This is a genomic window from Kitasatospora sp. NPDC042419, assembly GCF_056437345.1.
In genome coordinates this window covers 16,921-40,928 of sequence record NZ_JBWKAW010000042.1, presented here as the reverse complement: position 1 = coordinate 40,928, position 24,008 = coordinate 16,921, and the positions used below count along the sequence as shown (strand labels likewise).

Annotated in this window: 17 protein-coding genes and 1 pseudogene; 12 read left to right on the top strand and 6 right to left on the bottom strand. The window is 72.6% G+C overall.

What is annotated here, in order from left to right; all coding sequences use genetic code 11:
* Positions 1-75 precede the first annotated feature (75 nt).
* Complete coding sequence (locus AC067J_RS40400) at positions 76-2,499, bottom strand: glycoside hydrolase family 65 protein (protein WP_478307792.1); 2,424 nt, start codon at positions 2,497-2,499, stop codon at positions 76-78.
* Between the two features lie 359 nt (positions 2,500-2,858).
* Here AC067J_RS40400 and AC067J_RS40395 point away from each other — a divergent pair, with 359 nt between their 5' ends.
* The 3 genes from AC067J_RS40395 to AC067J_RS40385 all read left to right on the top strand — a co-directional run bounded on the left by AC067J_RS40395 (position 2,859) and on the right by AC067J_RS40385 (position 4,967).
* Positions 2,859-3,533, top strand: coding sequence for a response regulator (locus AC067J_RS40395; RefSeq protein WP_478307798.1), 675 nt, complete (start codon positions 2,859-2,861; stop codon positions 3,531-3,533).
* Positions 3,534-3,661: 128 nt separating this feature from the next.
* Entirely contained in the window at positions 3,662-3,961 is a 300-nt protein-coding gene (locus AC067J_RS40390) for an SHOCT domain-containing protein (RefSeq protein WP_478307791.1), read from the top strand.
* A gap of 22 nt (positions 3,962-3,983) precedes the next feature.
* Positions 3,984-4,967: an Acg family FMN-binding oxidoreductase gene (locus AC067J_RS40385; protein ID WP_478307790.1), complete on the top strand. Its 984-nt coding sequence runs from the start codon at positions 3,984-3,986 to the stop codon at positions 4,965-4,967.
* On the opposite strand, the gene AC067J_RS40380 is transcribed toward AC067J_RS40385, so the two are convergent.
* Positions 4,964-6,682: a sensor histidine kinase gene (locus AC067J_RS40380; RefSeq protein WP_478307789.1), complete on the bottom strand. Its 1,719-nt coding sequence runs from the start codon at positions 6,680-6,682 to the stop codon at positions 4,964-4,966. The two genes, AC067J_RS40385 and AC067J_RS40380, sit on opposite strands and share 4 nt — an antisense overlap.
* 219 nt (positions 6,683-6,901) lie before the next feature.
* Here AC067J_RS40380 and AC067J_RS40375 point away from each other — a divergent pair, with 219 nt between their 5' ends.
* The 3 genes from AC067J_RS40375 to AC067J_RS40365 all read left to right on the top strand — a co-directional run bounded on the left by AC067J_RS40375 (position 6,902) and on the right by AC067J_RS40365 (position 10,421).
* Positions 6,902-7,945, top strand: coding sequence for an alcohol dehydrogenase catalytic domain-containing protein (locus AC067J_RS40375; RefSeq protein ID WP_478307788.1), 1,044 nt, complete (start codon positions 6,902-6,904; stop codon positions 7,943-7,945).
* Positions 7,946-7,975: 30 nt separating this feature from the next.
* Positions 7,976-8,650, top strand: a complete 675-nt coding sequence (locus AC067J_RS40370; RefSeq protein WP_478307787.1) for a pyridoxamine 5'-phosphate oxidase family protein — start codon at positions 7,976-7,978, stop codon at positions 8,648-8,650.
* A 484-nt stretch (positions 8,651-9,134) separates the two neighbouring features.
* A complete protein-coding gene (locus AC067J_RS40365) occupies positions 9,135-10,421 on the top strand; it encodes a phytase (RefSeq protein ID WP_478307786.1) in 1,287 nt (428 codons plus the stop codon).
* A 424-nt stretch (positions 10,422-10,845) separates the two neighbouring features.
* Here AC067J_RS40365 and AC067J_RS40360 read toward each other — a convergent pair whose 3' ends face one another.
* Positions 10,846-13,821, bottom strand: a complete 2,976-nt coding sequence (locus AC067J_RS40360; RefSeq protein WP_478307785.1) for a hypothetical protein — start codon at positions 13,819-13,821, stop codon at positions 10,846-10,848.
* A 382-nt stretch (positions 13,822-14,203) separates the two neighbouring features.
* Positions 14,204-14,524, bottom strand: a complete 321-nt coding sequence (locus AC067J_RS40355) for a hypothetical protein (protein WP_478307784.1) — start codon at positions 14,522-14,524, stop codon at positions 14,204-14,206.
* 320 nt (positions 14,525-14,844) lie between these two features.
* Here AC067J_RS40355 and AC067J_RS40350 point away from each other — a divergent pair, with 320 nt between their 5' ends.
* Entirely contained in the window at positions 14,845-15,282 is a 438-nt protein-coding gene (locus AC067J_RS40350) for a hypothetical protein (protein ID WP_478307783.1), read from the top strand.
* 6 nt (positions 15,283-15,288) lie between these two features.
* Here AC067J_RS40350 and AC067J_RS40345 read toward each other — a convergent pair whose 3' ends face one another.
* Positions 15,289-15,918 carry a DJ-1/PfpI family protein gene (locus AC067J_RS40345; protein WP_478307782.1) on the bottom strand — a complete coding sequence of 210 codons (630 nt, stop codon included), beginning with the start codon at positions 15,916-15,918 and terminating at the stop codon, positions 15,289-15,291.
* A 395-nt stretch (positions 15,919-16,313) separates the two neighbouring features.
* Here AC067J_RS40345 and AC067J_RS40340 point away from each other — a divergent pair.
* The 4 genes and pseudogenes from AC067J_RS40340 to AC067J_RS40325 all read left to right on the top strand — a co-directional run.
* Positions 16,314-16,598: pseudogene (locus tag AC067J_RS40340) on the top strand (transposase); the annotation flags it as partial.
* Between the two features lie 133 nt (positions 16,599-16,731).
* A complete protein-coding gene (locus AC067J_RS40335; protein ID WP_478307801.1) occupies positions 16,732-16,914 on the top strand; it encodes a hypothetical protein in 183 nt (60 codons plus the stop codon).
* Between the two features lie 345 nt (positions 16,915-17,259).
* Positions 17,260-17,763 (top strand): GNAT family N-acetyltransferase, encoded by a 504-nt coding sequence (locus AC067J_RS40330; RefSeq protein ID WP_478307781.1) that lies wholly within the window; start codon positions 17,260-17,262, stop codon positions 17,761-17,763.
* Positions 17,764-18,401: 638 nt separating this feature from the next.
* Positions 18,402-18,812, top strand: coding sequence for a peptidase inhibitor family I36 protein (locus tag AC067J_RS40325; protein WP_478307780.1), 411 nt, complete (start codon positions 18,402-18,404; stop codon positions 18,810-18,812).
* A gap of 132 nt (positions 18,813-18,944) precedes the next feature.
* On the opposite strand, the gene AC067J_RS40320 is transcribed toward AC067J_RS40325, so the two are convergent.
* Complete coding sequence (locus AC067J_RS40320; protein WP_478307779.1) at positions 18,945-21,773, bottom strand: DUF7824 domain-containing protein; 2,829 nt, start codon at positions 21,771-21,773, stop codon at positions 18,945-18,947.
* 413 nt (positions 21,774-22,186) lie between these two features.
* On the opposite strand from AC067J_RS40320, the gene AC067J_RS40315 reads away from it, so the two are divergent.
* Entirely contained in the window at positions 22,187-23,797 is a 1,611-nt protein-coding gene (locus AC067J_RS40315) for a TolB family protein (protein ID WP_478307778.1), read from the top strand.
* The last annotated feature ends 211 nt before the right edge of the window (positions 23,798-24,008 follow it).

Below are 24,008 nucleotides of genomic sequence, written 5' to 3'. Positions count from 1 at the left end.
AGGGCGGGTGAGTCCGTGGGCGCCCTCCGTCTGGGCGCCGCGTCGGGCTACTGCGGCTGACCGTCCGGTCGGGGTTCACAGGGGGAAGGTGCGGCTCTCGCCGGGGCGGACGAGGGTCGGGGCGCCCCGGAAGCGGATCCGGACGGGTTCCTGGCGCCCCTCCGACAGGCTCACCGTCACGGCCCGGCGGTCGGTGGCGATCACGACGCCCCAGTGGCCGCGGTAGTGCAGCTCCAGCTCCAGTCGGCCGAGGGCGGAGGGCAGGTGGGGATCGAGCCAGAGGGCGTCCTCGCGGATCTCCAGGCCGGTGTAGCAGCGTTGCAGCAGGTCCACCGCGCCGGCCATGGCGCCGAGGTGGACGCCCTCCGCGGTGGTGCCGCCCTGGGAGTCCCGCAGGTCGGCGACCAGGGCGTCGCGGAAGTGCCGCCAGGAGGCGCGGCGGTCGGAGCGGGTGAGCACCCAGGCGTGGACCACCGAACTGAGCGTCGAGCCGTGTACGGTGCGCCGCAGGTAGTAGTCGGTGGTGCGGCGCAGCAGCTCGTGGCCGGCCGGGTGGCCGAGGTGGCGGAGCAGGTCGCGCACCTCGCGGGCGGAGAACAGGTACCAGAGCATGAGGACGTCCGCCTGCTTGGACACCCGGTAGCGGTTGGCGGTGTCGCCCTCGGCCTCCAGGATCCGGTCGAGCCGGCGCAGGTCGGGATAGCGCTGCCGGTAGACGGCCCAGTCGAGTTCGAGGAGCCGCTCGTAGCCTTCGAACTGGCTCGGCACGCCGTCGTGGAACGGGACGTGGAGGCGTCGCCCGACCTCGCGCCAGCGGTCGAGTTCGGTGTCGTCGAGGGCCAGCCGTTCCGTCAGCTCGTCGCGCCGGTAGCGGGGCAGGACGGCGAGGGTGTCGAGTGCGCGGGCGAGCACCCAGGCGGCCAGGACGTTGGTGTACGCGTTGTCGTCCAGTCCGGGGCGGTCCGCCCACGGGTAGGCGTCGTGGTACTCGTCCGGGCCCAGTACCCCGCGGATCGAGTACCGGCCCCGTGAAGGATCGTAGGCGGCGGCCGAGGACCAGAAGCGGGCGATCTCCAGCAGGGTCTCGGCCCCGGCCTCGGCGAGGAACTCCGAGTCGCCGGTGGCCTGGTAGTACTGCCAGATGTTGTAGGCGACGGCCGATCCGACGTGCCGCTGGAGGTGGCTGTGGTCGGGGAGCCAGCGGCCCGAGAGCGGGTTGAGGTGCAGCCGCTGGGACTCCTCGCGGCCGTCGCTCGCGCTCTGCCACGGGTACATCGCGCCGCGGAGGCCGACCTCGCGGGCGGCTCGGCGGGCCGCGTCCAGGCGCCGGTGGCGGTAGCGCAGCACGGCTCGTGCCAGCTCGGGGAACCGAAGGTTGAGCAGCTGGAGGACGAACAGCTCGTCCCAGAAGACGTGGCCCCGGTAGGCCTCGCCGTGCAGGCCGCGGGCCGGGATGCCGACGTCGAGGTCGACGGAGTGCTCGGAGTACGTCTGGAGGAGGTGGAAGAGGTTCAGGTGCAGCGGTCCGGAGCCGTCGAAGTCCGCCTCGATCCGGCAGCGGCGCCACAGCTCGGTCCAGCGGAGGGTGTGCGCGGCCAGGATCTCCTCGAATCCGGGAGCCCGCGCGGCCAGCAGGCGCGAGGCGTGCAGCGGCGTCTCGATCGCCGGGTCGCGGGAGGTGTGGACGGCGACCGTCTTCTCCACCGTCACCGGGTGGTCGGGCCGGGCGTCCACGGTGAGGATCTGGGCCGCCCAGCCCGCCCGGACGTCGCCGCGACGGTCCGGGATGACGGGTACGCCTTCCCGGCGGAGGGTGGTGCGAGCCGCGAGCGCGATGTGCAGTGGCGAACCGGCGGCCGCGACCTCCAGCCAGAGCGACCCGTCCTGCCCCGAACCCTGGCCGGCGGGCACCAGGTGGCGTGCGGCCAGGCCGCGGTAACGGGCGACCCCGGTGTTGGTCACGGTGCCGTCCAGGGCGGAGCGGATCTCCAGCGGGCCGGACCAGTTCTCCGGGGTGAGCGTGGTCTCCAGGGCGAGCAGGTGCGGCTGCGCCTGGCTGGCGAGGCGGCGCTGTACCAGCCGGGTCCGGCGGCCCTCGGCGTCGACGACGAGGGCGTGCCGGGTCAGCAGTCCGCGCCGCAGGTCCAGCTCCAGGGTCTGCGCGGCGGGCGGGCCGGTGAACCAGGAGCCGCCGGCCGGACGGAAGGTCAGGGGCAGCCAGTTCGGGGTGTTGATCAGGTCCTCGTTGGTGACCGCCCGGCCCGCGACCGTCGAGGACGCGCGGTCGTAGCAGCCGGCCAGGTACGTGCCGGGGTAGTGGACTCCGTCGGCCGTCGACTCGGGTGCGGCCCCGCGGCTGACGACGTAGCCGTTGCCGGTCGCGCAGAGCACCTCCCGTAGACCCTCCTCGGCCGGGTCGAAGTCCTCGTAGCGCAGGGTCCATGGGCCGGGCATCACCGGGTCGGCGGCCGGGTGCGCGGGGACGGCGTCCGGTTCCACGGGGCGGTCTCCGTCCTGTCGGCTCCCTCCCAGTCTGCGCAGCGTGCCGCCGGGCCGCTCACCGGTCGCCGTCCCGGGCTCCCGCCTCCGACTCCTCCGGCGTGTGGACGGCCCGACCGGTGACGGATGCCGGCCTGAGCCGCACCCGCACGTCGCGCGGCAAGCCGGCCCACGGGCCTGGGCTGCCGCGCCGGACGAGGCTGTCGTGAAGGCTGGTCGCGCCGGGTTCCCTGCGGCCGGTCCTGGTCTCTGGTGCGACGCGGCCGTCCGGCGCGCAGAATCGTTGCGTGACGACGCCAACCCCAGCGGAGCCGGAACCGGCGACGGCCGCGACCGAGCCGGCCCAGCCCGCCGAGTCCGTGCGGCCCGCGCGGCCCGTGCGGGTGTTCCTGCTGGACGACCACGAGGTGGTCCGGCGAGGGGTGAGCGACCTGCTCGGGGCGGAACCCGACATGGAGGTCGTGGGTGAGGCCGGAACCTGTGCGCAGGCCCTGGCGCGTGTCCCGGCGCTACGACCGGACGTCGCGGTCCTGGACGTGCGGCTGCCGGACGGCGACGGCGTCACCGTCTGCCGGGACCTGCGTGGTCTCCTGCCGGACCTCGCCTGCCTGATGCTGACCTCGTTCGACGACGACGACGCGCTGCTCGACGCGATCATGGCGGGCGCGGCCGGGTACGTGCTGAAGCAGGTCAAGGGCGCCGACCTGGTCGGTGCGGTGCGGACGGTCGCCTCCGGGCAGTCCATGCTCGACCCGGCTACCACCCGCAAGCTGATGGAGAGCCTCCGCCACCACGACGAGAGCCCGACCGAGGCCGCGCTCGCCCGGCTGAGCCCGCGCGAGCGGGAGATCCTCGCCCTGGTCGGCGAAGGAAAGACCAATCGGGAGATCGGCCAAGAGCTCTACCTCGCCGAGAAGACGGTCAAGAACCACGTCTCGCGCATGCTGGCCAAGCTGGGGGTGGAGCGACGGCTCCAGGCCGCGGTGCTCGCGGCCCACGCGGACCCCGAGCACCGGCCCGACCGGCCCCACTGAGCGGGCGCGGCCGCACCGGCCCGCCCGATCCCGAGGACAGGGCCGGTCGGCCCATGCACCGCCCCGGCCCCCGGGTGCACGGTGGAGGTGAGGCAGCAGCCCCACCCCGTCCGGCCGAGGAGCCCACGATGACGTACTGGAACGATCACGGCATGAACGGCTGGGGCTTCGGCCTGATGGCCGTCGGGATGCTGCTGTTCTGGGGACTGGTCGTCGTGGCGGTCGTCCTCCTCGTCCGCCACCTGGTGCAGATCCCGCAGCATCCGCAGAGCACGCACCCCTCCCCGCAGCCCGAACGCATCCCGCCCGAGCGCATCCCGCCCGAGCAGCTGCTCGCCGAACGCTTCGCCCGCGGGGAGATCGACGCCGACGAGTACCGCCACCGCCTGGAGGTACTGCGCTCCGGCGCCAGTCCGCCCGCCGGCTGACGGCACACCCCGGGAGCCCGCCATGCCCACCCTCGCACTCGACGCCGCCGCCCTGGAGAAACTGGTCTCCGCCGCCGTGGCCGCGCCCTCGATCCACAACAGCCAGCCCTGGCACTTCCGGCTCGATCCGGAGGCCTCGGTCCTGGAAGTGCGCGCCGCGCGCGAGCGCGCCGTCCCGGCCGCCGACCCCGAGGGGCGGGCCATGCACATCTCCGTCGGCGCGGCGGTGCTCAACCTCCGGGTCGCCGCCCGCCACCTCGGCTGGGCGCCCGAGGTGCGGCTGCTGCCGGACCCCGCCGACCCGGACCTGTTCGCCGCGGTCCGCCTGGACGAGACGTCCCCGGTCCGACTCCCCGGCACGGAGGGCCTGTACGACGCCATCTGGCGCCGCCACTCCATCCGGACACCGTTCACCGACCGGCCCGTGCCGGCCGACGTGCTGGACCAGCTGGTGGCAGCGGCCCGGGAGGAGGAGACGATCCTCCACCTCCCCGGCCGGGAGGAGACCGACCGGTTGCTCGGACTCACCGCCGAGGCCGAGCGCCGCAGCACCACCGACCCCGGCAAGCGGGCCGAGAGCCGCGACTGGATCCGCAGCGGTGACGTGCCGGCCTACGGCATCCCGGCCCGCGCCCTGGGCCCGCAGGACCGGGAGGGTCACCTGCCGATGCGGGACTTCTCCTCCCTCCACCCCGCCGAGCACCGACCGCCCGCCACCTTCGAGCACGAGCCGCGCATCGCGGTGCTCACCACCGAGCGCGACCGCCCCGCGGACTGGCTGCGCACCGGGCTCGCCCTGGAGCACGTCCTGCTGGCCGCCACCGTCCACGAGGTGCGCGCCTCGCTCCTGCACCAGGCCATGGAGTGGCCGGACCTGCGATGGACGGTCCGGGAGCCCCACCTCAAGCCCGAGCACGTGCAGATGCTGATCCGCCTCGGCTACGGCCCGGAAGGAAGCCCGACCCCACGAATGGCGGCAGCCGACGTCCTCGACCCCGGAACCTAGGGCGGAGGGGCCAGCGGCACCCGCCACAGCAACTCGGTGCCGCCGCCGGACAGCGCCCGGGCACTGAAGGTGCCGCCCAGCTCGGCGGCCCGCTCGGCCAGGTTGGCCAGCCCGCTGCGCCGCCCGCCCTCAGGCAGCCCGACGCCGTTGTCCGTCACGGTGAGCACCAGGTCGGCGCCGGCCGTGAGCGACACCGCGACCGCGCTCGCGGCGGCGTGCCGGGCGGCGTTGGAGAGGGCCTCCTGGAGCACGGCGAGCACCGCGTCCGCGACCGTGGCCGGAACGGTGACGTCGAGCAGGCCGGTCATCCGCAGACTCGGGGTGAAGCCGAGTGTCCCCGCCGCCCGTTCGATCACCTCGACCGCCCGGGCGCGCAGACCGTCGGCGTAGGGTCCGGCTTCGCGGGCGCGCAGGCCGAAGATGGTCGCCCTGATGGTCTTGGCGGTGTCGTCGAGGTCGTCGATCGCCCGGAGGACCCGGTCGGTTGCCTCCGGATGCTCGATGAAGCGGGTGGCGCCCTGGAGGGTCATCCCGGTGGCGAACAGCCGCTGGATCGCCAGGTCGTGCAGGTCCCGGGCGATCCGGTCACGCTCCCGGAGCAGCGCGACCTGTTCCGAATCGCGACGGCGCTCCGCCAACTCCATGGCCACCGCCGCCTGGCCGGCGAATCCCAGGAGCGGACCGGACTCCTCCTCGCGGAACTGCGGTGCGCCGGCCGCCCGGGCCAGCATCAGTACCCCGCGTGTTCCGTGCCCCGCCGTGCCGATCGGCACCGCGAGGGCCGGCCCCAGCCCCTCCCAACGCGGTGGACCGGCGGTGATCCGCGGATCCTTCCGCACGTCGGTGCTCACCACCAGCCCGCCGGTCCGGGCGGCGGCGCCGACGAAGGAGCCGTCCAGCGGGAGGACCAGGCCCCGGTGCCGGTCCTCGCCCAGCCCGACGGCGATCCGTACCTCCAACTCTTCCGAGCCCGCGAGCGGCAGGGCCACCACCGCGAGGTCGGCGCCGGCGATCTCGGCCGCCCGGGTGACCAGCAGGTCGAGCACCCGCTGCTCGGAGTCGCCGGCCAGCAGGCTGCCGGTGATCTCCGCGTTGGCCGTCAGCCAGCGCTCGCGCAGCTTGGAGCGGGCGTAGAGCCGGGCGTTGTCGATCGCCACCCCGGCCGCGACGGCCAGGGTCGCGAGCACGGACTCGTCCTCGGCGTCGAACTCGCCGCCCCCGTGTTTCTCGGTCAGGTAGAGGTTGCCGAACACCTGGCCCCGGATCCGGATCGGCACACCCAGGAAGGTGTTCATCGGCGGGTGGTGGGCGGGGAAGCCGTAGGAGGACGGGTGGTCCGAGATCCGTGCCAGGCGGAGCGGATCCGGGTTCCGGATCAGCTCCCCCAGGACACCGTGGCCGGAGGGCAACGGTCCGATCCGCTCGACCTGCTCGTCGGTCATGCCCACCGGGACGAACCGGGAGAGCCGGTGGTCGTCCCCGATCACCCCGAGGGCGCCGTACTCGGCGTTCACCAGCGTGACCGCCGCCTCGACGATGTGCCGGAGAACCTGGCCCAGGTCGAGTTCACGGCCCACCGCGAGGACCGCCTCCAGCAGGCTGTGCACCCGGTCACGGGTACCACGGGCCGCGTCCAGCCGTGCCTGGAGCTCGTCCAGCAGATCGTCCAGCCGAAGCCGGGGCAGAGGGGTGGAATCCTCCGATGCGCTGCCCACCGGTTCCTCCGGGATCCGAGACTCGCCGGGTGCCACTGCCAGACTAGACGCGGCCACTCGGTCCCGCCCTTCCTCGCCCGCCGCCCGCCGGGGCCGATCGGCCCCGCCGCCGACCCCACCCGCCCTATGGCGACCACCCACCCCAGGGGGAACGCTGGAGGAGAAGCGGGACAGCATCCCCGTTCCGTACCGGCGAGGGCCGACGGGAGTGATCAGGACATGAAGGCGCTGACCTACCACGGACCGGGCCGCCGAACCTGGGGCGAGGTCCCGGACGCCGCCGTCCGCGACCCCGAGGACGCCGTCGTCCGAGTGGACGCGGTCACCATCTGCGGCACCGACCTGCACATCCTCAAGGGTGACGTCCCGGAGGTCGCCGACGGACGCGTCCTCGGCCACGAGGCCGTCGGCACCGTCACCGAGACCGGCCCCGGCACGAGGACCGTCAAGGCCGGGGACCGCGTCCTCGTCTCCTGCGTCTCCGCCTGCGGCCGCTGCGCCTACTGCCGCGCCGCACGCTACGGCCAGTGCACCGGAGGCGGCGGCTGGATCCTCGGCCACCTGGTCGACGGCTGCCAGGCCGAGTACGTCCGCACTCCCTTCGCCGACAACTCCCTCCACCGGCTGCCCGAGGGCGTGACCGACGAGGACGCCCTGCTGCTCGCCGACATCCTCCCCACCTCCTACGAGGTCGGGGTCCACAACGGGCGGATCGGCCCCGGCGACACCGTGGTGGTGGTCGGCGCGGGCCCGATCGGCCTCGCCGCGATCATCACCGCCCGGCTCTACAGCCCCTCCCGCATCATCGCGGTCGACCTCGCGACCGGCCGCCTGGACGCCGCCGAGCGCACCGGGGCCGACACCGTACTCACCGTCGCCGAGGCCACCCCCGAGGCGGTGCGCGCACTGAGCCCGGACGGCCTCGGCGTGGACGTGGCGATCGAGGCGGTCGGCGTCCCCGAGTCCTTCGAACTGTGCACCCGGGTGGTACGCCCGGGAGGGCGGGTGGCCAACGTCGGAGTGCACGGCAAGCCCGCCGTCCTCCACCTCGAAGACCTCTGGATCCGGGACGTCACCATCACCACCGGCCTGGTCGACACGCACAGCACCCCGCTGCTGCTCGACATGCTCGCCGCCGGCCGGCTCGACGTCTCCGGACTGGTCACCCACCGCTTCGGCCTGGACGAGATCCAGGAGGCCTACGACGTCTTCGCCGACGCGGGCGGCAACGGCGCCCTCAAGGTCGCACTCTTCCGCACCTGACCCGGAGACCGGCAAGCCGAGGAGCACACGGTGAACCAGAACCCAGACATCGAATCCGCCCGCCGTGCCGACCCCGCCGACGTCGCGCGCAGGATCAACGAACGGTGCGCCCACCTGGGCATGACCGAGCAGGTGCTGGCGAACCAGGCGGCCATGTCGCCACGCTACCTCCAGCACCTGCTGGCGGCCGGACCGGACTTCGACCCTGGCGGCTTCGTGCGGATCGCCGCCGCCCTGCGACTCACCTATCAGGACCTGTTGGAGGGCCGGGGCGACGCACCACCGGGACAGCCCGGGGCGGCTCCGAGGCCACTCCTCCTCCACCTGACGACCGCCGAGTGCTGGGAGATGATAGGCCCGCACGGGGTGGGGCGGATCGCCCTGCCCGTCGAACCGGGGCCGGCGGTCTTCCCGGTCAACTACACCGTGGACGCCGGCACCGTCGTCTTCCGCACGGCCGTCCGGAGCGGTGCCGCTCCCGACGACGGCTCGCCGGTGTCGTTCCAGGTCGACCGCATCGACGACCGGCTCAGCCGGGGCTGGAGCGTACTGATCCTCGGAGAGGCACAGCACGTGACGGACGCCGACGAGGTGCGGCGGCTGTCGGAGCTGCCCGGGACCACCCCGTGGGCCGGCGGGGACCGCCCGCTCTGGGTCCGGATCCGGCCGGACGAGATCACCGGACGCAGGATCGGTGGCGGCTGATCCGGCTCCGGCGGGGCCCTTCCGGCGTCAAGTCGAATCGCCGTCACGGGAGGCACGGCAAGGCTGACGGTAGACCGGTGATCGAACTCCACCAAGAGCACCGGCATCCAGAGCAACGCCGTGACCGACACCACCGCCGACTGCCGCTGCATCACCCTCGGAGGCAGGACAGCGTTCAACGGCGTCACCGTCACCGCCCGGTACCGACCCGCACGCACCGACCCGCACGCACCGGCGCGAGCAGCCCACCGCAACGCCGGACAGGGGCGGTCACGCACCGGCAATCCGCGGTACGCGAACACCCCGCCCCCAGTACGGCACCGAACACGACCACCACCCCGGCCCAGGACGGCGCCGTCCAGGACACCGCCGCCCCGGACTCTTCGCGCCGAGTTCAGATATCAGATACCATCTGGTTGCGGGCATGGCAGATGCGTCCGCGAACGTCTTCCTTTCAGGGCAAAACCCTCATAAAGGAAGAAACATGACGATACGTCTGGTCGCTCGCGCTTCCACGCTCGTGCTCTGCACGGCCCTCGCGGCCTCCGTCGCACTTCCGGCTCAGGCCTCCTCGATCAGCAGTATCCGGCCCAAGGCCGAGACCGCGCCGCTGTACGACGACGAGGCCGGCGGCGACGCCAACGCGGACGACCCGGCGATCTGGCGCAACAGCGCCGACCCGGGCCGCAGCCTGGTCGTCGCCACCGCGAAGCAGGGCGGTCTGCGGGTCTACGACCTGGACGCCCGTCAGGTGCAGTCGATCCCCGCCCCCGCCGGTCCGGGCGCCGACGACGCCCCCGGCCGCTTCAACAACGTCGACCTGGTGCAGGGCCTGCGCCTGGCCGGCAGTCGCGCCGACGTCGCGGTGGTCAGCGACCGCGGCAACGACCGGTTGCGGATCTACCGCATCGACCGGGACAAGTCCGGCGGCCCCCTCACCGACATCACCGACCCCGCCGCACGCCCGGTCTTCTCCGCCGACCAGGCCGAGATCAACGACCAGAAGACCGCCTACGGCCTGGCCACCTGGACCGACCGGAAGACCGGCCGCTCCTACGCGGTGGTCAGCCAGCGCAACCGCACCCGCATCGCCCTGCTGGAGCTGATCGCCACCCCGAACGGCACGGTGGACTACCGCCAGGTGCGCACGATCGACCTGCCGTCCTCCTTCCGTCTGCCGAACGGCACCTCCTGGACGCCCTGTGCCGAGCCGGGCGAACTGCCCCAGGTCGAGGGCATGGTCGTCGACCCCGCGGACGGCACCCTGTACGCGGGGCAGGAGGACGTCGGCATCTGGCGCATCGACGCGGGCCTCACCGGCACGCCGGAGCTGATCGACAAGGTGCGCGAGTACGGCGTGCCCGGCACGTACGACGAGGAGACCGAGGAGTGCGCGCCGGGCGTCGACCCGGGCTACGGCGGCAAGCGCCTGACGGCCGACGTCGAGGGGCTCACCCTGGTCACCGAGCCGGACGGCGACGGTTATCTCCTTGCCTCCAGCCAGGGCGACAACACCTTCGTCGCCTACGACCGCGAGCGTGACGACGACAACGAGTTCGAGGGCGCCTTCCGCATCACGGCGGCCTCCAGCACCCTCGACGGCTCCGAGGTCTGCGACGGCGCCGCCGCCCTCAACGCGCCGCTCGGCTCCAAGTACCCGAACGGCCTGCTGGTCGTCCAGGACGGCCAGGAGACCCCCGCCGACGGCGACCGTGAGGCGACCGGCTTCAAGTTCGTCGACCTGGGCAAGGTCCTCGACGCCATCGACTGACGCCCGAGGCCGGCGCACGGTGCTCGCCGTGCGCCGGCCGCCTCGTCGACTTCGCTGAGGCGGGAGTGCGATGGCACCCATCCCGTCGACCATCCCGTCGACGGCGCGCCGGTGGAGCACATCGGCCGATGGACCGCCCCGCCCGGGATACATGGAAGCCCTGTCACCCGTTGAATCCCTTGACCGGGTCTCAAGGGGCCGCGGGTTCGAATCCTGTCGTCCCGACTGTGAAGTCGATTGTGAGAGCCGGTACTGACCGCTCGTGTCAGAATGCCGCTGGAACTGAAGGAAGCGTTGACGCTATGGCAAGTTCGGCCAGGACTCGGCAGAGGCTGGCACGTCGTTCGTAGCGGGTGTGGAGTCGCCGCTGGTGATTGTGCGGGGGCGGGCCCGGGTTGTGGTCCGGGCCCGCGTGGTGTGGTGGTCAGGCTTTTGTTGCGGCCTTGACGGCTTGGTTGATCTCGCCTCCGGTGACGGTCGGGTTGGTGGCGGCCCCGGCCGGTGTGGCCTTCTTGGTGGCCTGGATGACGAGTTCGGCCATTTTCTCCAGGTGCTGGGTGGCGGTCTTCATGGCGTCCTGGGCGCGTTCGCCGGCGGCCTTGTCGCCGGCGGCGGCGGCTTCGATGCCCTTGGTGAGGACCTGGCCCATGGTGTTGAGGCCGCTCATGTCGCGGAACAGGTTCGCGGTGGTGATGGCCTGCGCGGCCTGGAGACCGGTCGGGTCGGGCATGGCCACCAGCGGCGTGAAGGACGCCGCGGTGGTGCCCAGGCCGGCCACCGAGAGGTCGAGGTTCTGCGCGCGGGTGCCGGTGGCGACCGGTGCGATGTCGGGGGCGGTGATCTGGATGGGCGAGTCCTTCCAGTTCCAGAACCGCGTGAGGTCGATCTTCTCGGCCGAGTTGGCCCGGCCGAGGACGGCCTCGGCGAACACGCCGTCGGTGGCGATGGCGATGGTGTTGGTCACCGACGCGCCGAGCGAGGTGTCGCTCTGCTGGCGGGCCTTGGCCCACGCCTCGCGTTCCTGCTCGGTGGGGAAGTTCCACCGGAAGCCGAGGTAGTTGCCGGTGGCGGCGACCGGCTTGGGGTCCAGCAGCATGCCGAGCGGGACCGCGGCGGCGGTCGAGCCGGCCGGGGTGTAGGAGTAGTTGGCGAGGATGCGGCTGAGGGTCAGCTCGTCGGCGTTGGCCCACACGGCCTGGCTGTAGTGGCGGCGGTTGTCGTTGAGGTGGTCCAGCACCGCTTGCGGCACGCTCCCGCCGCGCACGTGGAAGCCGAGCGAGGAGAGGTAGGTGCGGGTGCCGGACTTCACCGTCGCACCGAACAGCCCGCACAGGGCCGCTCCGCCGGCGTCCTCGCTCAGGTCGGGCGCCGCGGTGGTGGTCTCGGCGACGCCGAAGTTGGCCACGCCCGAGGTCATCGTCAGACGCAGTCCGGCGAGGCTGCCGCGGGCGGCGGTGCCGGCCCAGGCGTCGTAGGAGAGCAGCTTGTCGGTGGGGCCGAAGGTGTAGGAGGCGCGCTTGAGGACGCCGGAGCCGCCGTTGTCGCCGAAGCGGACGGTCTGGCCGGGGAAGACCACCTGGATGCTGCGGATGCCGGCCTCGTCGTACCAGACGTCGATCTTGGAGGCGTAGGAGGAGTCGGCCTTCGGCGGGGCGTCGAAGGCCACTGGCGCTTCCCGTTGCGCCATCAGGATCCGCAGGAGGGAGCCGTCGGTGCGCAGGACCCAGTGGTCCCCGCTGGTGGACGAGACGATCTCGGCTATGCCGGTGATGGTCGTGAAGGGGGGCTTGGGGGTGGTCCAGGCGATCGCGCCCGGCTCCACCACGAGGGCCTTGCCCTCGGCGGTGATGCCCCACAGCGTGCCGTCCGGACCTGCGGACAGGCGCTGCACGTTCGGCACCGGGGTCCGCTCCAGCCAGCCGCCGCCGCTGCGCTCGAAGGTCCGCCCCTGTCGGCAGTACCAGGCCTTGTCCCGGCCGACGGCGGTGACGTCGTCAGCCAGGACGCTCGTGTCATGCGACACGCCGTTCGGGTCGCGCTGGTGGATCGCGTTGCCCATGCCGATGAGGTAGAGCGTTCCGTCCGGGCCGCAGGTCAGAGAGCGTCCCGCCCAGCCCTGTGCGTCGCGCCGCCAGGTCGTGCCGTCGAACTGGACGAGCTGGTTGTCGGTCCTGAGCGCCCAGAGGGTGTCCTTGCCCGGGGCGATGCGGATCAGGCCGCTGTCCAGTCCGGTGGTGGGTAGCGGGTTCCACTGCCGGGCCACCGGGTCGAAGCGGACCGGGCTGCCGTCGGACTTGCGCACCCCGTACACGCCCATGGCGGAGGCGGCGATGTCCGCCAGGTCCACCCCGTCGAAGAGCGCCACCTGCGGTGCCTCCGGCGCCGTGCACGCGTCCAGCTTGCGCTCGGCGGTGTTGAACGGGTTCGCCTCCCGGATCTTCTTCGCCCAGTCGGCGGGCGCGACCGACGCCAGGACCTCCTTGTACCGCTGCAGGGTGGTGTTGGTGAAGGTGAGTTCCTGCAGCGGGATGAACAGGCAGCGTTCCAGCTTGGTCGGCTTGGTCGTCACGCTGTAGACCTGCACGACCTCGTAGTACTGCACCGACATCGCGTGCATGTGGTTGTAGTTGGTGACGACGCGGGTGAGGACCTTCTCCTTCTCCGACTGCGTCGTCTCCCGTACCACCGTCATGTTCCGGCTGCGGGCGGCGGTGGCCAGTTGCTGGGTTCGCGCGCCGATGCGCTGCGCGGCCTCGGCGGCGACCGACTTCACGCCGGTGGAGCGCGAGACCGCGGTCGTGAAGCCCGAGTTGGACGAGTTGCTCCAGGACGCGCCGCCGCTGATGATCCCGAGCGAGGTGCCGAAGGTGCCGCCCGAGCTGGCGGAGTTGCTCGCCTGGGAGGCCTGGGAGGTGCCGTACTGCTCCTCGCGGGCGATCGCGTTGGCGACCTCGCTGATCGAGCGGTTCTGGTCGGTGATGCTGGAGAGCGAGTCGTTCTCGGCGGTGCTCTCGGTGCCGGTGGCCTTGGTGCCGCGCTGCCAGTCGACGACCGCGACCTTGGTGCTCTCTCCGGGCGCGAGCGCCAGGCTGTGCAGCAGCCGGCCGAGCGTGACGCCCTCGGCTTTCCAGCTCTGCTCCGTGGTGACGATCATGCCCTCGGCCGGGCGGTCGTAGAACGGCAGGTTCTCCTCGCCGAGGTCGATGGCGCCGGTGAGCTTGCGCGCCGGCTTGGCGCCGGGTATGTCGGTGAGCACCACCGACCGGTAGCGGACGATCTCCGTGGGGTGGTTGCCGGTCGTCGGGAGCAGGTCCTTGGGTGTCTCGCCGTCCAGCCCGGCAGGGGCCGCCGGGGGTGTCGCCGGGGTGGTGGCAGGTGTTCCGGTGCTCGGGGTGGTCATCACGGTTCCCGTCTGCGAAGGAGGTCAGGGAGAGGCAGCCGGGCGTCGGAACGCCCAGCCCATAGGCGAACGACGCCTTCCGGTTCACTCGAAAGCTATCCAGGACGATCACAACTTCGTTGCATTTCAGAGAACTTGGCCAGATCCGGCGCGTGCTGGAACGGCCCTCTTGCGGCGTCCGCCCCGGCGAGTCGGCCAGTCGGACCGGGGGCACGGTGACGCCCCCGCGGACCGGTTCGATTCGATCGCGACGGGTCGGGACTGTACTTTCCCGATCAATGTCGAACATGTGATGAACCGTCAAATAAGTTGTGAATGCCCTTGATGTGGTCGACGAGGCCGTGGCCCCTCTGTTCCGCCTCGACGCCGGCGCCGGAGACCGCTAGTTCGTTTCCTTGACGCTGATGGCAGCTTCCTCGCCCATGGCGGAGATCACGGTGATGATGAGGCCCCTGCCGGGTTCGAAGTCGGCCTCGATCTGCTTGCCCAGGTCTCGCGCCGGCACCTCGACGTCGCCCTTCGAGACGCCCTCAGCGGTCACCAGACTGAGGTACCCGTCGTCGATGTCGGCCTCGGGACCGTCGCGCTGACCGCTGTGCGGGCCGATTCGAAGTCGAAATCCGTCCAGCTCAAGATTCCTCCTCGATGCGCTGGTAAGTGCTGGTCCTGTCGCAGTGGACCAGCTCCTGCCGCCACGAATCACAGGGCATCCCCAGGCGGAGTGAACCCGCACGCGAGCCCGCCGAATCCGTAGATCAGCGTGCGGGCTTCACGAGAGACCATTTCGACGGCAGAGGTCGAGGAACAGGCATCAAGGGTTCGCCGGCTTCGCGGCACGGCTGGAGCTCGGGGAGTGGCCCCTGTGGGCGAGGTTGGCTGATGCCCGCTGACGGGACTCCGTTCGGGGATGCCTGGTCGGCTGTTCGGTTCTGGGCGGTTGCGGATGCTTGTGGCGGCTGGGCAGGTTGATTCCGTCAGTGATTCGCTGACGAACGAATGGATCGAGCGAAGGAATTCGGCACCATGAAGCACATAGGAGCCCGTAGGCGGTTGGCCGCCGTGGTGGTACTGCTCGCCGTGGCGGGAGCGCTCACGCAGACCGGTGCGGCGCAGGCGGCGACACGAGCGGCGGGACAGTGCGGCGGCAACGTCGCGGACTACACGTACCCGGCGCGGGCGTTCGAGTTCGACGACGTGATCAGCAAGTGGCTCGGGGTGTCGGCCGTCCAGTTCAACGACGACATGTCACTGACCGTGACGTCGAACACCTCGGACTCGACGGTCTCCGGTGCGTGGGAGTTGCACGATCCGAACGGGCCGAACGAGGAGAAGGTGGGGGTGGTCTCGGTGAACTCTCGGCGAACTCATGGTGCGGACTCCCTGTGGCGGGGCCGGCACGCGGGTCCTACGAGGTGGGAACTGATGGCCGGAACTGGGCTGCCGCGCGCACGCTGGGGCTGAGCGGGATCAGCCGCCGCTGACGAGCTCCCGGGCCCGGGCCTCGACCTCGGGCGTCGCCGTGGCCAGGGAGCCGCTGTCGTACGGCGGCTGGGGGTCGTACTCGGTGAGGAGCTGAATGGCCCGGGCGGTGAGTTCGTCGCTCAGCAACGCGCACAGCCCCAGGGCCATGTCGATACCGGAGGAGATCCCGGCCGAGGTGATGATCTTGTCGTGCCGGACGACGCGTTCCGCGGTGTAGGTGGCGCCGAACGCCTCCAGGTCGTCGATCGCCAGCCAGTGGGTGGTCGCGGTCTGCCCCTTGAGCAGCCCCGCCGCCCCGAGGATGAGCGCCCCGGTGCAGACCGAGGTGGTGAAGCGGGTCGTCTCGTGAATCCGGCGCACCCAGTCGATGAACTCCGTGTTGTTCAGCATCAGTCGCGCCCCTGCACCGCCCGGGACGAGCAGCACGTCGCAGGACTTGACCTCCGTGAACCGGGTGGGCACGTCCACCCGCATGGAGCCCAGCACGTCGGCGATCCGCCCCGGTTCGGGCGCGACGAAGCGCACCCGGGCGTCGGGGATGTTCGCCAGGAGCTGGTACGGGCCGATGGCGTCGAGCGGCTCGAAGTGCCTGAAGAGCGGGATCACGATGTCCATGCCGGGGAGCTTATGCAGGCATCTGCGTTGCCTGAGGACGCATCTGCGGACACGCCCAGGCATGCGCGGCAAGTTCACGAGAACGGGTGTCGGGCCGCCTCGGCTCGACGTTCAACGCGGCCGGGTTTGGTGTTCCTTGATCGACTCGGCGCGTTTGACCGTCGTGTCGACGCCGTGGCGCTGGGCCCGCTGCTTCGTCCCCCCGGCCGATGCGTCCGCGAGCGAGGCGTTGGGCCTGTCGTCCCGCTTTCGGGTGGGGTTCTGCGACTGCTTGTACGCCCGCGCGGACGTGCTTTTCGAGCTCACCGACGCCGTGCTGTGCGCGGACGGACCGGTGAAGGCTCCGGTCGAGCTGTCGTTGGCCGTCGAGCATCGGCGCGGGCGCGGAGCCCTGTATGCGGCCCTGGACCGGGTTGCCGAACGCCGTGCGCCTGGGCCCCGAGGACGACGCCACCGCCGTCACCGCCGCCCAACTGCGAGACGCCGTCGAGCGGTTGACACACGCCGGGCAGCGGCGGATCGGAGATCCCGAGATCCTGGTCGTCATGGACCCGGGCTACGACGTCGTCTACCTGTCCCACGCCCTGGCCGACCCTGCCGACCTGCCCGTCGTGTTGGTCGGACGCTCGCGCTCGGACCTCGTCATGCTCCGCGACCGGGCCCGGCCCGCTGCAAGTCGAGCGACTGCCGGGCGATCGCGACCCGAAGCCGGTCTGGCCGTGATGCCCGGCCACCGACCGCCCTGCCGGCGGACGTGGACCGCCGGTGGCAGTCCTTCCTCCGCGGACTCGACCTCGAACACACCTCCGGCTGATGAAGCAGACACGCGGTTGGAGCGCCCCGAGGATCCGCCATGCGGGCAGCGCCGACCTGTGGACCCGGCTGATCATCGCCGCCCACACCCAGCTCCGCCTCACCCGTCCCCTCGCCGAGGACCTCCACCGCTCCCGGGGGCGGCCGGCCGAACCCCGGCGCCTCACCCCCGCCCGTGCGTGACGGGGGCTTCGTAACGTCCGCGCGACGGCGACCCGTCCGGCAGACGCACCGAAACCGTCCCGGCCGGGCCCGGGACGGCCTCCCGGCTCGAAGAACGAGCAACGGGCCCAGCGCCACGGCGTCGGCAAGACACTCAAACGCGCCGAGTCAATCAAGGAACACCGAGCCCGACGAGGTTGAACACCAGGCTCAGCAGCCGTTGCCATACCGATCATGGAGCCTGTCGATCGAACGGGAGCCTCGATCGGGTGAGCGCGTGCACTGCCCGGCATGAGAGCAGGGCCTGGCGGTACACGGGGAAAATCCAGAGGAGCGGACGGCCGCGCGCTGCTACGGTCGGGCGTTATGAGCTGGCTCCCCGATAACTTCGTCCATCCCGTCCTGGTGCCGCTGCCGGGCAGTGGTCATCACCTGCGGCCGATCCGGGAGGCGGACACCCCGCTCGACTATCCGGCTGTGATGGGTTCGCGCGAGCGGCTGTGGACCATCTTCGGCCCGGCCTGGGGCTGGCCCGCGGCCACCATGACCTACGAGGCCGACCAGGCCGACCTGTTGCGGCACGAGAAGGAGATCGCCGCACACCAGTCCTTCAACTACGCGCTGTTCGACGCGGCGGAGACAGCTCTCCTCGGCTGCGTCTACATCGACCCACCGGAGAGGACCGGCGCGGACGGCGAGATCTCCTGGTGGGTGGTGGACGACCTGGTGGACAGCGAGGTCGAGCAGGCCCTCGACGAGCTGGTGCCGCAGTGGATCGCCGCCGACTGGCCGTTCGAGCAGCCGCGCTTCCTCGGCCGAGAGATCTCCTGGACGGACTGGCTCGCCCTGCCGGAACACCCCGACGCGTAAGTAGCTTCTGTCGTCATGCTCTGGGGGCTCGGTGCTCGAACGGCCGTCTCGATTGGGTGGTCGTCGGGTGCTCGGCGCCTGTGAGGAGGGCCTCCTGAACAGCTCGCTGGTGTCGAATCACCGGGCATCAGGAGACCCTGGTGTCGCAGTCCTGCGTGCCGATGCCCGTGCACTCCACCGCGGGTACTCGGGAGTGTGACCGTCCGGCTCACCGGTTCGGAAACGCCGCCGACAACCGCCTGCGAGAGCGTCGGTATCCGAGCGGCATGACGGACGCGGAGTGGGTGGTGGTGCGGCCGCTGCTGCCGGTACCGGGCCCATGCGTTCTTCCGCCGCCGGCGCGATCGCGGCCTCATCCGGGAGTTCCATGACCGGATGCGCGGGCAGGTCCGGGAGAGGTGATTGTCCTCAAACGGACGGGATCATGACGATCCGTCGGCAAACGGGGGTCGGGCGGCTTGCATGGCGCCTCGCGACGGAGCCCGTACGGCGATGCCCCTCCCGGCTCGCCGCCGGCTCCGAGCCGGCTGTCACAACCGGGGGCGCTGTCCGGTCACATGGGTGACCGTCGGGCCGACCGAGTGCCTTGCGGTCCCCGGGGATCGACCGCCTCGGGTTCGCCGAGCACAGGAGGACAGATGACTGGCCGTTCGAGGAAGAACCTGGTCGCGCTCGCCACGGTCGCGGCGGCGCTGACGCTGTCGGCCACCGCGACCGGAACCGCCACCGCCAGGAGCGCCACCGCCGGGAGCGCCTCCGAGAGGGGCGCGGCTGCGGCGGCCGGCCCGGTCGTGGTCTGCCGGAACGCCCACTTCGACGACTGCGTCAACGGCGGTGCCTGGGTGAAGGACCCGCTCAGGAACCTCGACCAGGGCGCCCGCTTCCAGGACTCGATCTCGTCCATCACGAACGCGAGCGGGCAGCGGCTCTGCTTCTGGGAGCACAACGACTTCCAGGGCAGGTACCTCAGGCTGGACAGCGGGCAGCAGATCGACGACCTCGGCGGCAACGTGCTCAACGACGCGATCTCCTCCTGGAAGGCCTGCTGACACCGACCGGCCGCGGATCGCGCCGGTCGCGTCGTGGGGCCGGTTCCCGCACCGAGCACGGGGAGCGGGAACCGGCCCGGGGGCCGCCCGGTCGGCCCCGCCGGCGACGGTTCACCGCACCCGAACGGGCGGTCAGGACGTGAGGATTCCGACCAGCCGTGCCGCCTCCACCCGAACGCGGCGGGGCGCCGCCGGCGCGGCCAGGTCGTCCAGGGCGGGGACGGCGGTACGGATACCGTCGGCCGCCGCGCACTCGGATGCCAATGTGAGAGCGTCCGCCAGCCCACGCTGCCCGGGTTCGGCGGCGAGCTCGGTGATCAAGGCCGTGAGCACCGCGAACACCGTCCGGCCCGCGCCACCGCGCGCCGCATCGGCGAGGACGGGCAGGACCCGGTTCGGTTTGGCCGCGGACAGCCGCCAGAGCGCCGCCAGCCACCCGCCGAGCGACTCCGGTCGCAGCCGCCCGCGTTGGGCCATCGCCAGCAGGGAGTCCAGCGCGGCGGTCCGGTTCTCCGCCCGGGCGGCGGTCAGCCCGTACGCGAGCAGGAGGTGGCTCACCGGTCCGGGCTCGCCCGGGACCTCCGCGAGCCGGGGCAGCAAGGGGTTGTGTTCGCGGGGGCCGGGAGTGTGCGCCTGGAACACCACGACGGGAAGGCCGTGCGCGGCCACGGTCTCCGGGTGCCACGGCGCGAGCCAGGGCAGTTGGGCGAGTTCGGCGGGCGGCGGCCACGACATGAGCGTGAAGCGGCCGGTGTCGGTGGGGTCGGGGAGGACGTGAAGCAGGCCGGTGACGCCCTCGGGGGCGGGCCCGGCGGGCCCGGCGGGTTCGGCGGTGCCGGCGAGCGGGGCGATGCGCGGGAGCGTGGGCGGGGTGAAGTTGCGCTCGCCGACCGGCTTCTCGGGCATGCGAAGGGTCTGGGTGTGGAACCGGTCGGGGGCGGGCGGCTCCGTGTCGGCCGGGAGCTCACAGCCGAGTCCGGCGGCGGCGGTGCGGAGCGCCGGCAGCGCCTCCGGGACCACCCGCAGCAGCGCCTGGGCCAGGTCCGCGGGCCAGGGGCGGGCATCGGCGGCCCGGTACGCCGCGAGCCGCTCGGTGAGCACGGCCGGGGCTATCGTGCCGTCGGCGGCGGTGGGGGCGGCGAGCAGGAACGGTACCGGCGTGTCCACGATCCGGCACGCCGCCTCGTGGACGCGCAGGGCGGGGATCACGGCCGGGGTGCGGAGGTGGTCGGGGTGGTCGAGGAATTCGGCGGCGCTCAGGGCGGACCGGTGGGTTCGGCCGGTCAGCACGTCGATCAGGCAGCCCAGTGCTCCGCCCATGCCGCGGGTCTCCCAGAACGCGAGCGGGCCCTCGTCACCGCGGGAGGCGAGCGGGGTGAGAGCGGCGGCGAGCGCGGCCGCGTCGCGGTGGTGCTCGGCGACGAGGGCGGCGAACACCACCTCGAACTCGCCGGGGTCGGGTACGCGGTCGGCCGTCACGGCGGCCAACCGCTCGGCGAGGGCGTGCGGCCCGTCGGGCTCGGACGGCAGGGCGGGCTCGGACGGCAGGGCGGCGTGCTCCGCGTGCCCCGCCTGCTTCACGTGCTCCGCCGCGACGCGAGGTTCGTCGCGTCCTCCGGCGGCCACCGGCGAGTCGTCACGTCCTTCGGCGGTCACGGGCGAGGCGGCCAGCAGACGGTCGGCGTCGGGCCACAGGGCGGGACTGAGCGCGGTGGCGGCGGTGCGCACGGCCTCGACGGTGCCGGGAGCGGCGTCGGACAGATGACGGGTGACCAGACGCAGGGCGCGTTCCTGGACGGCGGGAACCGGGTGGGTGAACGCCACGGCGACGGCGGGCAGCAGTTCGTCGGCTCCGGCCGGGGCGCGGCGCAGAGCGGCGTCGGCCTGACTCAGCTGGGCGGTCACGAGAGCCTTCTCCGGGCGGGCCAGTACCGTGGCAGTAAGCTCGGCGAACAGGTCGGTGGGGAGCCCGGCGCCCACGGACCGCAACGCCGCCTGGGCGGCCTTCGCGGCGGCCGGTGCACCGTCGGCGGCCAGCTGGACGTGGTCGCGGGCCCGGGCGGAGACCTCTTCGGCGTCGGGTGCGAGCGCCGCGTACAGCCGGAGGAATCCGCGCAGGTTGCCGGGCCGGTCGCCGCGCAGGAGGCGGCCGAGGCAGAGGTCGATCAGTTCGGCGCGGTCGAGCAGGCCCTCGTCCGCCAGGGCGGCGAGCGCCTTGGGCCACTCCTCGTCCGGTCCGGAGGCGTACGGGTCCGCGAGTTCCGTCCCGACGTCCGGGACCTCGAAGAGGCGGCGGACGAACTCGGCGAGCCGAGGCTGGGCGCGCAGCCAGGAGAGCAGCGAGTCGTGGTGCGGCACCGGCGCGCGAAGCCCCTGGGCGGCGAACCACTCGCCGATCTCCTGTTGCTGGTGACGCATCAGGCTTCCCTGGCGAAGCCAGCCGATCACGTAGCCGTCGGTGGCGGGCGGTTCGGCGCCGGACCAGACGGCGAGGCCGTGTGCGATGAGCCAGCGGGCGGCGTCGCCGCGTGCGGGCAGCCAGTGGGCGAGCCGGACGGCGAGTTCGCGGTGGAACGCGGTGTCGCGGTGCGGCGCGAGCAGGGCCAGGAGGACGGCGCGGGGGTCGGCGGAGGTGGAACCGCCGCCGGGCAGGGGCCAGGTGGCATCGAGGAGGCGGCGCGCGGTCAGCCAGTCGAGGGCTTCGGCCGGGGTGGCGGCGCAGGCGATCCCGGCGAACTGCAGCGCGGCGAGCTGGTCGAACGCGGCGACGGCGCGCCGGGTGTCGCCCGACGAGCGCTCGCGCCCCAACTCGGTGCGGAGCCTGCGCAGCGGGGCGCGCAGGTGGCGCAGCTTGGAGGCGGGCACGGGGGAGAGCCGGTCGATCACCCCCTGCGGAATCCGGGCGGCGATGAGCGCGCGCACCTCGTCCCAGCTGATGGTCCCGCCCGTGCGGTCGGTCACGACGCCCCTCCAACCGGTCGACTGATGATCGCGAACCTAGCGGACCTCACCGACAACCGGACGGGCGGGCTCCGCGGCACGTCCCGTCCTCCGGCCGGCACCTCCCGCCCGGTTGTCGGTCCGTTCCCCTTCGAGCGCGACCTGCGCGACCTGCGCGACCTGCGGGACCTGCGGGGCCGATCGGTCCGAGCGGCGAGCGGCGGAAGGCGAAGGCCCGGCTTCCGGCCCCGGCCACGTTCGGACACGTCCCCGTGCCGTCCGTGTCCTCACGCCTCCGGATACGCCCGTTGGCGTATCTTCCGCGCTGTTCGCCCGCGACCGTTGACCGCCGTGCCGTCCGACGGATTGGCTCTCCTGGAGCCCGATGCCGGGAGGGAGCCCGGGCGGGCGATCACATGGGAGGGACAGACTTCATGGCACGCAGTACCCGTACCACCCGGAGCCGGTGGCTTGCCGGAGGCGGCAGCGTCCTCGTGGCGGCCGCCGTCATCGCCACGACGGCTGCCCCGGCGCAAGCCCGTCCGGCACTGAGCGGCACCGTCCAGGTCAGTGTCGGGCTGAACGGCGCGGTGCCGGACAGTCAGTCGTGGAGCCGGGGGATCAGTGCCGACGGCCGCTACGCCCTGTTCACCTCCTGGGCCACGAACCTGGTGTCCCAGCCCGCGAAGAGCGGACGCGACGCGTACGTCCGCGACCTGCGGACCGGCCGCACCGAGCGGATCAACCTGTCGGACGACGACCAGGTGCTGGACGGCTTCACCGACTACGTCGCGATCAACGCCGACGGCCGCTACGTCGCCTTCGAGAGCGACGCCGAGAACGTGGTGCCCGGCAAGCAGGTCCAGGGGCGCGACGAGGTGTACGTCCGTGACCGGAGGACCGGCCGCACCGAACTGGTCAGCGGTGGACTGACCAGCACCGACACCGACCGGTTCCACGCCTCGTACGCGCCTTCGATCAGCGCGAACGGCCGCTACGTGGCCTTCGTCTCCAGTCGGACGGACCTCGTCCCGGACCTCCAGGGCGACGGCCCCACGCTGGCCAGGCCCTACACCTGGGACTACAACATCTACGTCACCGACCGCTGGACGGGGAAGACCCGCCTGGTGACCCGCGGCGTCGACGGCAAGCCGGGCGACAGCATGTCCCTCAACCCGACGATCAGCGCGGACGGTCGCACCGTCGGCTTCACCTCGCTCGCCGGCAACCTGCTGCCCGCCGAGGAGACCCCCGCCCTCGCCGCCCCGGCCGCCGAGGGCGCCGCCACCGCCGACGTCGAGCCGGCCCCGGGTGCCGCCGCGGGTACCGCCCTGGCCCTGCCCCGCGGCGCCCGGGAGAGCCTGGCCCGGCCGACGACCGGCGCCTACTACACGTACGACGTGGCGTCCGGCCGCATCTCCGCGGCGAGCCTCGACCTCGACGGCAAGCTCGGGTACGCGAGCTTCGACGCGACGATCAGCCCCGACGGGCGGCGCGCGATCTACGCCCTGCGCGAGCCCGGCGGGTCGACCAACGGCCACCGGTACCACACGGTGCTGTACGTCCGGGACCTCAGGAAGGGCACCGTGACGAAGATCAGCGGGGGTCTGCCCGGCACCGCCTCGGTCGGTTCGTCCGACCACGGGCGGATCACCGCCGACAACCGCTGGGTCTACTTCTCCTCCGCCGCCGACAACCTGGTGGCGGGCCCGCAGCACCCGGGCTGGGACGTCTACCGCCACGACCTGCGCACCGGCCGAACCGAGCGGGTCGCCACCGCGCCGGACGGCTCGCCCGGCAACGGCTCCTCGATCGACCCGGTCGTCGACGCCCGCGGCGAGACGGTGGTGTTCGGCTCGACCAGCGGCAACCTGCTCCCCGGCGCCGGCGGCCCGGAGGGCACCGACTACCAGGTCTTCGCCCGCCCGACCGGTCACCACGGTGCCGGCAGCGGCGACGGCAGCGGCAACGGCAACGGCAGCAGCGCCGGCGACAGCGGCAGCGAGGTCGGCGACCAGGGCCAGGGCCTGGACGACCAGGACTGACCGGGAACCGCTGCCCGCGCCGCGAGCCCGGCGCGCGACGGCAGACCGAGCGCCCGGTGGTCCGCCACCGGGCGCTCACGGCCGACCGGCGCGCGCTGGGTTCGTGGTGCGGGCGAGCCGCGGCGCAGCAACTCCGCGGCCGGCCAGGAGGGTTGGACGCCGGGTCTCGGCTCCGGCACCGCTCCGGCCGAGCCCCCGCGGCGGGCGGATG

What these genes read in the sequence shown, in the direction of transcription:
- AC067J_RS40365 (WP_478307786.1), top strand. Translation starts at nt 9,135, where the DNA reads ATGACGATACGTCTGGTCGCTCGCGCTTCCACGCTCGTGCTCTGCACG.
- AC067J_RS40330 (WP_478307781.1), top strand. Translation starts at nt 17,260, where the DNA reads ATGAGCTGGCTCCCCGATAACTTCGTCCATCCCGTCCTGGTGCCGCTG.
- AC067J_RS40385 (WP_478307790.1), top strand. Translation starts at nt 3,984, where the DNA reads ATGCCCACCCTCGCACTCGACGCCGCCGCCCTGGAGAAACTGGTCTCC.
- AC067J_RS40360 (WP_478307785.1), bottom strand. Translation starts at nt 13,821, where the DNA reads ATGACCACCCCGAGCACCGGAACACCTGCCACCACCCCGGCGACACCC.
- AC067J_RS40335 (WP_478307801.1), top strand. Translation starts at nt 16,732, where the DNA reads ATGAAGCAGACACGCGGTTGGAGCGCCCCGAGGATCCGCCATGCGGGC.
- AC067J_RS40315 (WP_478307778.1), top strand. Translation starts at nt 22,187, where the DNA reads ATGGCACGCAGTACCCGTACCACCCGGAGCCGGTGGCTTGCCGGAGGC.
- AC067J_RS40390 (WP_478307791.1), top strand. Translation starts at nt 3,662, where the DNA reads ATGACGTACTGGAACGATCACGGCATGAACGGCTGGGGCTTCGGCCTG.
- AC067J_RS40325 (WP_478307780.1), top strand. Translation starts at nt 18,402, where the DNA reads ATGACTGGCCGTTCGAGGAAGAACCTGGTCGCGCTCGCCACGGTCGCG.
- AC067J_RS40375 (WP_478307788.1), top strand. Translation starts at nt 6,902, where the DNA reads ATGAAGGCGCTGACCTACCACGGACCGGGCCGCCGAACCTGGGGCGAG.
- AC067J_RS40350 (WP_478307783.1), top strand. Translation starts at nt 14,845, where the DNA reads ATGAAGCACATAGGAGCCCGTAGGCGGTTGGCCGCCGTGGTGGTACTG.
- AC067J_RS40345 (WP_478307782.1), bottom strand. Translation starts at nt 15,918, where the DNA reads ATGGACATCGTGATCCCGCTCTTCAGGCACTTCGAGCCGCTCGACGCC.